Source organism: Protofrankia sp. Cas3, assembly GCF_963555955.1.
GTDB lineage: Bacteria > Actinomycetota > Actinomycetes > Frankiales > Frankiaceae > Protofrankia.
Genome location: NZ_CAUVXP010000213.1, coordinates 1 through 8,184, shown reverse-complemented (window position 1 = coordinate 8,184; position 8,184 = coordinate 1). Strand labels below are relative to the sequence as shown.

At 68.3% G+C, this 8,184-nt stretch carries 5 protein-coding genes and 1 tRNA gene; 4 read left to right on the top strand and 2 right to left on the bottom strand.

Annotation, left to right across the window (positions count from 1 at the left end):
* Positions 1 to 111 precede the first annotated feature (111 nt).
* Complete coding sequence (locus tag U9983_RS25225) at positions 112 to 837, bottom strand: response regulator transcription factor (RefSeq protein WP_322756396.1); 726 nt, start codon at positions 835 to 837, stop codon at positions 112 to 114.
* 334 nt (positions 838 to 1,171) lie between these two features.
* Between U9983_RS25225 and U9983_RS25220 the strand changes: the two genes are divergently transcribed.
* Positions 1,172 to 1,243 (top strand) — tRNA-Thr (locus tag U9983_RS25220).
* Positions 1,244 to 2,716: 1,473 nt separating this feature from the next.
* On the opposite strand, the gene U9983_RS25215 is transcribed toward U9983_RS25220, so the two are convergent.
* On the bottom strand, positions 2,717 to 3,298 hold the full coding sequence (locus U9983_RS25215; RefSeq protein WP_416211533.1) for an inorganic diphosphatase: 582 nt from the start codon (positions 3,296 to 3,298) through the stop codon (positions 2,717 to 2,719).
* 261 nt (positions 3,299 to 3,559) lie between these two features.
* On the opposite strand from U9983_RS25215, the gene dacB reads away from it, so the two are divergent.
* From dacB to hpt, 3 genes are all read left to right on the top strand, one after another.
* A complete protein-coding gene (dacB, locus tag U9983_RS25210; RefSeq protein WP_322756398.1) occupies positions 3,560 to 4,945 on the top strand; it encodes a D-alanyl-D-alanine carboxypeptidase/D-alanyl-D-alanine-endopeptidase in 1,386 nt (461 codons plus the stop codon).
* A gap of 77 nt (positions 4,946 to 5,022) precedes the next feature.
* Positions 5,023 to 6,168, top strand: coding sequence for a zinc-dependent metalloprotease (locus U9983_RS25205; protein ID WP_322756395.1), 1,146 nt, complete (start codon positions 5,023 to 5,025; stop codon positions 6,166 to 6,168).
* Positions 6,169 to 6,277: 109 nt separating this feature from the next.
* A complete protein-coding gene (gene hpt / locus U9983_RS25200; RefSeq protein ID WP_322756397.1) occupies positions 6,278 to 8,053 on the top strand; it encodes a hypoxanthine phosphoribosyltransferase in 1,776 nt (591 codons plus the stop codon).
* The last annotated feature ends 131 nt before the right edge of the window (positions 8,054 to 8,184 follow it).

Genomic DNA, 8,184 nt, shown 5'->3' with positions numbered 1-8,184 from the left:
AAGAACGACCGACAGTAGGGGTTCGGCGTCGTAAGGCCGGGGCACCGGGCCACCGGCATCGTGATCATGGTTTTCCGGTGCCGCACCAGCAGGCCCGCGTCTGCGAACGGCTCAGGGGTCGAAGCGGTATCCCATACCGCGCAGGGTGGTGACCAGCCGACGTTGCGGCGGCCGCCCCTCGACCTTGGTCCGTACCCGGCGAACATGCTCGGTCACAGTGGCCGGATCCTGGAAACGCGTGCCCCAGACCTGCTCCAACAGCTCCTCACGGCTGAAGACACGGCGGGGGTGACTGGCCAGGAAGGCCAGCAGCTCGTACTCGCGCGCGGTCAGATCAATACGCTCACCCGCGACCGCGACTTCACGCGCACGCAGGTCTATGGAGACATCGCCGTAGACCAGCGGGTCGTTCCCGTCCCCGGTGCGCTGCGGCGGCGGCTCCACCGGACGGCGGCGAAGCCGTGCCCGCACGCGTGCGACGAGTTCCCGAAGCGAGTACGGCTTGACCACGTAGTCGTCGGCGCCCAGTTCCAGGCCGACGACACGGTCGACCTCTTCGGCCCGCCCTGTCAGCATGATCACAGGTACTTCACTGGTCTGCCGCAGCCGGCTCAGGACGGCAAATCCGTCCATGCGCGGCATCGCGACGTCAAGCACGACAAGATCGACCTCAGTGGTCTGGAAAAGCTTGAGCGCGGCTTCTCCGTCTGCCGCCTCCAGCACTCGATACCCGAACCGTTCAAGGCTGCGGGCAAGCGCAACTCGAGAAGCTTCGTCATCCTCCGCGATGAGTAGAGAAGCCCCCCTCGTTGCTGTTGTAGTTGCGTCCCCGGTCATGGTCGAAACCCTACGCACGCTCTCCGGAACCGCTGCGAGCGGGGTGGTGGGCAAGGCCTGACCTCGAGATTCCAACACATTTCTGTAACGCAATAATTACATGCCGTCAACAAATAGCCATCAGAAACACACTGGATCAGTGTCCCGATTCGATCTTCCGGATCTCGGTGGCCCCACGACGTGGACCCGATGGGTCGCCGGCTCTCCGTCCCACCGGCACCGTCCACCGGCACCGTCTCACCGGCACCGATGATCGCCCACTGCCGGCTCAGGGAAGCCGACGTGGTCTGGCATACTCAGGATGCAGGCCAGCACCATGCCGGACCAGCGCCATGCCGGAGTAGCTCAGTGGCAGAGCAATCGCCTCGTAAGCGATAGGTCGCGGGTTCAATCCCCGCCTCCGGCTCAGACCCTGTCTTACACAGGGTTATTGCAGCCCAGAAGCGATCAACCCTCGTAGCGCATCGGTCGCTCAGGTATCAACTTTCGACGGTACGGACGCGATCACAGCTCCGACGCGCCGAGTGGGCGGCGGCTCGTCCGGGTCCTGCATGGCGCGGCGCATGCGGCACGGTGAGCACCGGTGAAGATCGCTTCACAGACCCTGGGCTGAGCTGGTCTCCTCCGTCGGTCGGTCCAACTGGCGCCGTCGCGGGAATGGATCGATGGCTTATGGAAGCACGCCATGCACTTCCCCGGACACGCAATGTTGTCTAGTCTGAGATGGTGGTGTGGAACAAGCGGGGAAATACCGGCGGTGGAGCTTCGTCGGGCAGCGGCGGCACGAAGCGAGGCGGGAAGGACTACACCGCCTCCCACTCAGTTGATCACGGTACGACGACCTGCCCGCGCTGCGGCGGCGAGGGGACGGTGACCCGCCGATGACCGACAGGCCCGCACGTGATCCGGAGCGGATGGTGACCGCGGTCCGGGTGCAATGCAAGCAGTGTCGGCGGGCGCAAGGTGCGGCACTCGCCCGCGCGAGACGTAGCGGGGGCGGAAAAGGTGATCTTCCCGCTACGGCGGTAGATCGCTGCCCGCACTACGAGACGATCTGGGCGCCTGGTTACGGTCCCGAAGGTGAGCCTCCGCCAGACTCGGGATGGTCTGACCGGACGCCGCCCGTTTGACCTCCCTTCGGGTCGGTGCGGTCGCGTACCAGCCAGCCGACACGAGGACAGCGGCTCCTGGTGGCAGCGCAAGTGCTTTCGCGTCGTTGGTCGCCGGTGGCCGTGCGTTGATCTCTTCTGCTACCGATTCGAATTGATTAAAATGTCCAGTAGAATATTTTCCCGTTAGTATCAGGAGTGTCGCTATGACCGTGTGAACCCGCCCTCGGCCCCCGATGTGACGGTGGCCCAGGATCCAGCGGCGTGATGCGACAGGAGAAGAATCGTGGTTCCGTCGTCTTCTCTTCGTACCCCGGTGACCCAACCAGGAAGTCTGCTACCGAGCGCAAATCCGGCGTCAAATGCGATGCATGGCTCACGGGGAAATTGTCATGTTGTGGTGACACTCGCCCCGGCCTTGTCCCATATCCGCCACAATGGCGTGTCTTCGTGCCGATTACGGAGACGCATGAAAGCCACCTCCCCGCGAAAGCGGCCTTGAGCTGTGCCGTCGTCGGTCACCACCACCGTGCCCTGCCGCCACACCGTGGACACGTCGGTGGCGGTCCAGAGTGCTTCGCCATGTGGCCGTCTGTCTGCTGGCAGAGCCCTCCAGTATGATCCCATCTAGCAGACGTGACATGTCAAGCGCTCAGCGTGTAGAGAGAGCGATTACTGAGCGCGGTCGTGGTGGTGAATCAGTGAAGATCCCTCACCACGACCGCGATCAGCGGCTCCCACCGGTGCGTCACGACCGCGTCAGGCGTACCTCACGCGGACTTCACCTCCGGTGCGGGATCTTCCGCGACCTCGGGTGTGTCCTCGTCGTGCTGCTCATCCGTCGGGGCGGCCGATTCCTTCTCGCGCAGGACCGAGGCGAGGATCTCCCGCTCCGCCTCGGTACGGCCGACCCAGGACGCACCTTCGACCGACTTGCCCGGCTCAAGGTCCTTGTAGACCTCGAAGAAGTGCTGGATCTCCAGCCGGTCGAACTCGGGAAGGTGCCTGATGTCACGCAGGTGCTCCTGGCGGACATCCGCGACCGGCACACACAGCACCTTGTCGTCCGGACCTTTCTCGTCGCTCATCTGGAACATGCCGATCGTGCGGCATCGCACCAGGCAGCCCGGGAACGTCGGCTCCTCCAGCAGGACGAGCGCGTCCAGAGGATCACCGTCCCGGCCCAGCGTACCCTCGATGAACCCGTAGTCCGAGGGATAATGAGTGGACGTGAACAGCATCCGGTCGAGCCGGATACGCCCAGTGTGGTGATCCATCTCGTACTTGTTGCGTTGCCCCTTCGGGATCTCGATGGTCACATCGAACTCGAGGTCCACACCGTCCCCTGTCATGTCGGTGGGCGCGTCCCGTCCGGAGCGCCCGCGTGTTCTGTACTTGTTACCAGTATCTGCGGCTACGACCGCCGCCCAGGACCGCCGCGACCCGATCATGTAAAATCAGCCATCCGCCACTTACCTGGCACCGACGGACGGGGTGACCCCGCGGTGACGTCTCCCGACCTCGATCGGCTGCGGAGTCTGTCCGGGATATTCCCCGTGCAGGTGATGCGACTCGGATTCACCCGACGTAGTCTCTCGCACGTGGCCCCTGGGATGCGGGGCCGGGTCGGCGGGCTGACCGCCATCACCGGAGCTCTGCTTGCCGGCCAGCTCTCCGTCGCTCCGCCGCAACGACCGGGCGTCGCCCACACCGACTCGCGACCGGCGGCAGTCCCCTTCGCGGCGCTGGATCCGGCAGCGCGATCCGCCGACCCCGCCACGCTGAGCGCCCGGCTCGCCGGTCCGCTGGCGAACCCCGCGCTGGGCAACCCGGCGGGGCTGGTGGTGGACGCGCTGACCGGGGCCCTGCTGCTGGACCGCCGGTCCGACCTGCCGACAGCACCGGCGTCCACCTTGAAGACCGTGGTGGCCGCGGCCGCGCTGACCACGTTCGGCCCACGGGAAACCCTTACGACCCGGGCCTTCTACAGTCCACCCGCCACCGCGGATGGTGCTGCCACCACCGTTGTCGGCGGCGGGACCCTGTGGCTGGTGGGTGCGGGCGATCCGACCCTGACCGCAGCCGCCGGGCCCACCGGCTACCCGTCCTTCGCACGCCTGTCGGACCTCGCCACACAGGTACGTGGGACCGGCGTCACCCAGGTCGACCGGGTGGTGGCAGACCAGACACTGTTCACCGGACCGCCCACTGGTGAGGGCTGGCGCGACAGCTATGTGACCGACGGCAACGTCACACCGGTCTCCGCGCTCGAGGTGGACGGCGGTCGCGGCGCTGCGGGCGCGACCGGCCCGCGCACAACCACGCCGGCGATGGCCGCTGCCAACGCGTTCGCGGCGGCGCTGCGCCGCTGCGGAGTGCAGGTCAACTCGACCGAAATCGGCGCCCTGCCAGCCGCCGGCGTCGCCCAACCTGGCGCACGGCAGCTTGCCGCCGTCCAGAGTCCGCCGATCCCGGTGCTGGTCGAGCGAATGCTCACCTACTCCGACAACGACCTCGCCGAGAGCCTCGGCCGGCTGGTGGCCCACGCCCGCGGCCTGCCGGCTTCGTTCGCCGGCGCCACCAGTGCGGTACTCGACGTGCTGCGGGAACTGGGCGTGCCGACGGCCGGAACCTACCTTGCGGACACGAGCGGTCTGTCAACATCCAACCGGATTGCCCCGGCCACCCTCGTGGCACTGTTGCGGACGGCCGTCCTGCCCGGGCACCCAGCGCTGCGAACACTGATCACAGGGCTCCCGGTGGCCGGGTTCTCCGGGACGCTGAACGACCGCTACGACTCGGCCGACACCCGAGCCGGTGCTGGCGACGTGCGGGCGAAGACCGGCAGCCTGCGGATCGTGACAAGCCTCGTCGGCCAGGTTGTGGACAGCGACGGCCGGCTGCTGTTGTTCGGCTTCTTCGCCCCCGTGGAGGAGGCCGGGGCCACCCGTGCCGCCCTCGACCAGGTGGCCGTCGCGCTCGAGTCCTGCGGATGCTGAGTGCAACCCACCGATGACAGGCACGCGCGGGCGACAATGCCTGTCATCGTGGGGGGGAGGGACATAGGCTGGCGGATGTGGACGCCGAGCTAGTCGACTGGGACCTCGCGGTAACGACAGCGCGGCGGCTTGTCCGACCTGGCCCGCCCGTGGCCCGCTCCGAAGCGGACACGGTGGTTGCGGAGCTGCGACGGCTGGCCGTCGAGGCGGAAGGCCATGTCCAGGCATACACCAGGCTGGAACCGGCTGGTCCGCCGACACCGATCGTCGTGGTGGACCGGCCGGAATGGGTCCGGTCGAATGTCGCCGGCCTTCGGGTGGTGAGCGAACCGCTGCTCGACAAGCTCGCGGACCGCGATCGAGGCAAGCTGTCCACGGCTGTTGGCCGCCGGGTCACCGGGGTACAGCTCGGCACCGCGCTGGCCTACCTCGCAGGCAAGGTTCTCGGCCAGTACGAGGTCTTCCTCCCCCCCGGTGAAACCGGTGAAACCGGTGAAACCGGTGAAACCGGGACACCCGGTGAAACCGGCGCGGCGGGACATCCGGGACGCCCAGGGCGACTCAGCCTGGTCGCACCGAACATCGCCCATGCCGAACAGGCGCTGGCCGTCAACCCGCACGACTTCCGGTTGTGGGTCTGCCTGCATGAACAGACCCATCGCATCCAGTTCACCGCCGTCCCGTGGCTGCGGACGCATCTGGAGCACGAGATCGCCTCCTTCATCGAGGCGACCGACCTCGACGCGGACGTCCTCGCCGAACGGGTGCGATCGGCCGTCTCCGCGCTGCGCGGCGCCGTGCTCGACCGTGGGCCGAACGCGCCGAGCATCGTCGAGGCCCTGCAGACGCCCGCCCAACGCCAGGTCCTGGATCGACTGCAGGCACTGATGACCCTGCTGGAGGGGCACGCCGACCAGGTCATGGACGCGGTCGGCCCCAAGGTCGTCCCGACCGTCGCCGAGATCCGGTCACGCTTCGACAACCGCCGCGGTGGTGGTTCACCGATCGACCGCTTTGTCCGCCGCCTGCTCGGACTGGACCTCAAGCTGCTGCAGTACCGCCAAGGTGGCGCCTTTGTCCGGGCTGTCGTTGCCGAGGCGGGGGTCGACGCGTTCAACCTGGTCTGGGAATCTCCCGAGACGTTGCCGACCCGGTCGGAGCTGGTCGATCCAGGCGCCTGGATGCAACGTGTCCTGGGCTCGCGCCCGTCGATATCGGCATAGTGCGTGATCGGAATAGTGTGTGCCTACCCCGGGCAGCACGACCGTCCCGCCGTCTGTGTCTGTGCCTGAACCGGTGCCTGTGCCTGAACGCCATGCGGGAGTAGCCGCCATGGCCCACCGCAGGGCCGCGGCCGAGGTCCGGGTCGCGCTCCGCCGCTCGATTGCCGACCTCCCCCCGGGCAGCCTGGTGCTCGCGGCCTGCTCGGGCGGTCCGGACTCACTGGCGCTGGCCGCCGCGCTCGCGTTCCTGGCACCGCGCCGGGCGCTGCGCGGCGGGCTGCTGACCGTCGACCACGGTTGGTACGAGGGTTCCGCCGCCCAGGCGGACACAGTGGCCGCGCAGGGACGGGAGCTCGGCCTCGACCCCGTCGAAATCCTGCCGGCGCGCTCACCGCGTTCGGAGGGAGCCGCCCGCGACGCCCGCAGGTCCGTTCTGACCTGCACCGCCGAGCGCCTGGGCGCGAGCGCCGTGCTGCTCGGCCATACCCTCGACGACCAAGCCGAGACGGTGCTGCTGCGGCTCGCCCGCGGCTCCGGCGCACGCACGCTGGCGGGCATGCCGCGCAGCGACGGCCTGTTCCGGCGCCCGCTGCTGGACATCCGCAGGTCGGTGGCCCGAAACGCCTGCCTCGCCGACGGGCTCACCCCGTGGGATGACCCGACCAACGCTGACGAGGCGTTCGCGCGGGCCCGGGTCCGCCACCGGGTCCTGCCTGTTCTGGAGGACACCCTCGGCCCGGGTATCGCCGAGGCCCTCGCCCGCACCGCCGACCTGTTGCGGGCGGACAATGAGGCGCTCGACGCCGATGCGGCGGTTGTCTACGACCAACTGGCCCACCCTGCCGGGCCGGCCGGCGCAGCCGTCCGCATCGACCTGGACCTCGCCGGCCTCGCGGGGCTCAGCACCGCGCTTCGGGGCCGGGTGATGCGGCGGGCGGCACGTGCGCTCGGAAGCGCACCGACCGGACTGCGAGCCGATCACATCCGGGCCATGGACGAGTTGGTGACGAGATGGCGCGGACAGAAGCCGGTCCCGCTGCCCTCGGGTGTCATCGCGACGCGCGCCGATGGCAGGATCTCGGTAGCGCGGCCTCCGGGGTTCGCGACCTGCGGATTCGAGGCCTCCGGCCGGTGCGATGGATACCCTCGACCCGCGCCTGTGACACCCGGGTCGGGGACCCGGCCAGACACCTCCACGCCCGCCGCCGACGGTGGCGAGCCGCGTGGAAACACCAGGGAGGCTCAGGTGAGCACTGCGCACACGGTGCCCGACCGGACCGGGTCCGACCGGACCGGGTCAACCGGCGCCGGGGCGGAGGACCGGCCGCGGGCCAGCCCGCATCCCGACATCGCCGAGGTCCTTGTCAGCACCAACGAGATCGCCACCAGGATCAGGGAGCTGGCGGCGCTGGTCGATGCCGACTACGCCGGTCGCGAGGTGCTGCTCGTCGGTGTCCTCAAGGGCGCGGTGATGGTGATGGCGGACCTGTCCCGGCTACTGACTGTGCCACTGACCATGGAGTTCATGGCCGTCTCGTCGTACGGCTCGGCGACGTCGTCCTCAGGCGTCGTGCGCATCCTCAAGGACCTGGACCGCCCCATCGAGGGCAAGGACGTCCTGGTCGTCGAGGACATCATCGACTCGGGCCTGACCCTGTCGTGGCTGCTGCGCTACCTGCGGTCGCGCAACCCGGCATCGCTGGAGGTGCTCGCGCTGCTACGCAAGCCGGCGGCACTGGCCGTCGACATCGACGTACAGTATGTCGGCTTCGACATACCGAGCGCCTTCGTCGTCGGCTACGGTCTCGACTACGCCGAGCGTTACCGCACCCTGCCATATGTCGGAACGCTGACCCAGGAGGCGATCGACCGCGGCGCCCGGTGAGAGCGTCCGGCGGATGGACCGGTGCCGCCGGTTTTCCAGCGTCGGCTGGGCACCTCCAGCCGAGCGACAAGATCCAGAACACTGCACATCGGGGGACCCCACTGATCACCACGTGCTCTGACGGCTACGAA